The sequence below is a fragment of the Sulfurimonas sp. genome, from assembly GCF_032250635.1.
GTDB lineage: Bacteria > Campylobacterota > Campylobacteria > Campylobacterales > Sulfurimonadaceae > Sulfurimonas.
This window is the reverse complement of sequence record NZ_JAVVFL010000261.1, coordinates 1-1,990: the sequence shown is the minus strand read 5'-3', so window position 1 is coordinate 1,990 and position 1,990 is coordinate 1. Positions and strand designations below refer to the sequence as shown.

Below are 1,990 nucleotides of genomic sequence, written 5' to 3'. Positions count from 1 at the left end.
ATTTACCACTTTCAATATTTTTGCATCTAAAAATTCTCTTGGGTCTTTGTCATAGTAGGCATCAATATCCGAGAGAATTATAAGCAGATCCGAATCGGTATGTTTTGTTATGTAAGCCGAGAGTTGGTCATTGTCTCCAACAACAAGCTCTTTTGTGGAAGTTGCATCATTTTCATTGATAATCGGAATAACACCGTTTGAGAGAAGCGTGTTGACGGTATCTTTGATTCTTTGTATCTCATCTTCTCTTTGGAGGTTTGCAGCGGTGACTAAAACCTGTGCGCTCAACACATCATGCACTCCAAATTTCTTACTATATTTGTTCATAAGTATCGGCTGCCCGATTGCAGCTAAAGCCTGCTTGTTTTGCAGTACGCTTCTGTCAAGCTTTAAAGTAGTGTAACCTGCTGCTACGGCTCCTGAAGAGACTAAAATCACCTCATTTGTTTTTCTAAGCTCGCATAAAAAATCTACCAGATCCCTCATTCTCTCTAAAGCAATAGAGTCATTTTGTGTTAAAACAGCACTTCCTACTTTTACGACTACTCTTCTCATTTTTCAGGACTCTAATCTTTTTGATTGAACTAATTTAAAGAGTGCATTTTTAAGAGGCTCTATATTTTTATTTGTAGCTGAAGAGATTGGCACCACAAAATATGGCAGTTCTCTATTGTAGCCCAGAGTCTCATCTGCTGTTTTTTGAATAAAATAAGGTATTGTCTCATCAAAACCAATATCGTTACCTTTGGTAGCTTCAAGTCCTAGCATCTCTAAAAAGCTCTTAACTAACTCTTCTAGCTCATCCGAAGGTACCGCGTCAGCTCTAGTTAGGGCAATAGCATATTTGCTCTGCGCCAATTTATCTGAGAATGCTGCTACTTCCGCTTTAAGCGTCTCTATCTGCTCTCTTAAGTCTCTATAAGATGCCAAATCCACCATGAAGAGAAGAATCTCAGTTCTTTCTATATGTCTTAAGAACTCTATTCCAAGACCTTTGCCTTCGTGCGCGCCGCCGATAATACCTGGAATATCAGCCATAATAAATGATTCAAAATCACCTATATTTACCTGACCGAGCTTGGGGGTAAGTGTTGTAAACTCATAGTTTGCAATCTCAGGACGAGCATTTGAGACTGTTGAGATAAGAGTGGATTTACCGACATTTGGAAAGCCGACCAAACCGACATCGGCTATAAGTTTAAGATCAAGCTTGATTTTTCTTGTCTCACCCTTTTCTCCGGGTTGCGCATAGGTAGGTCTTTGGTTTGTAGATGACTTAAAGTGTGTATTTCCAAGTCCGCCTCTTCCGCCTGTTATAAAAAGCTCCTCTTGACCATCTTCCAACATATCAAAAACAACTTCACCGCTATCCATGTCGATTATCTGCGTACCTGGGGGAACGATAATAACTCTTTTTACACCAGATTTTCCAGCCATATTTGAGCTTTCACCCGGAGCACCGTTGTCCGCTTTTATATGCATCTTCTTTTGGAAATGAGAGAGTGTATGCGTATTGTTATCACACTTAAACCAAATATCTCCGCCTTTGCCGCCATCGCCACCGTTTGGTCCGCCATTTACGACAAATTTTTCACGACGAAATGATACACACCCTTGACCGCCTTTTCCCGAAGAGACCGTTAATTCAACACTATCTGTAAACATATTTATTTTCCTTGATGTTTAATACTTAAAAATTTACTAGTAACAATAAAAAGTAAACTGTTAAATATTTAAAGTTTTTTAGGCGCACGGCCCAATATTTGAAGTAGAAATATTTGAGCCAAGGCTCAAATATTGTAGAATTATGCAGCGGGGATGATTGAAACTTGTTGACGTTTTTTATCTTTTCTATGGAATGATACAACACCGTCAACCAATGCATATATAGTATGGTCTTTGCCCATGCCTACATTTTTACCAGGGTGAACTTTAGTTCCTCTTTGGCGAATGATAATGTTTCCAGCTATTACAGCCTCTCCACCATACT

General features: G+C 39.1%; 3 protein-coding genes. All 3 read right to left on the bottom strand.

Features of this window, described 5'->3' with window-relative positions:
- Positions 1 to 555 (bottom strand): glutamate 5-kinase (gene proB / locus RQ763_RS11555; RefSeq protein WP_314153139.1); only part of this gene is annotated, 555 nt, incomplete at its 3' end.
- A gap of 3 nt (positions 556 to 558) precedes the next feature.
- Positions 559 to 1,665: a GTPase ObgE gene (gene obgE, locus RQ763_RS11550; protein ID WP_314153138.1), complete on the bottom strand. Its 1,107-nt coding sequence runs from the start codon at positions 1,663 to 1,665 to the stop codon at positions 559 to 561.
- 140 nt (positions 1,666 to 1,805) lie between these two features.
- On the bottom strand, positions 1,806 to 1,990 hold a 185-nt coding region (locus RQ763_RS11545; protein ID WP_314153137.1), incomplete at its 5' end, for a 50S ribosomal protein L27.

Bases quoted from the DNA above. Each gene is read 5' to 3' on its own strand.
- obgE (WP_314153138.1), bottom strand. From the start codon at position 1,665: ATGTTTACAGATAGTGTTGAATTAACGGTCTCTTCGGGAAAAGGCGGT.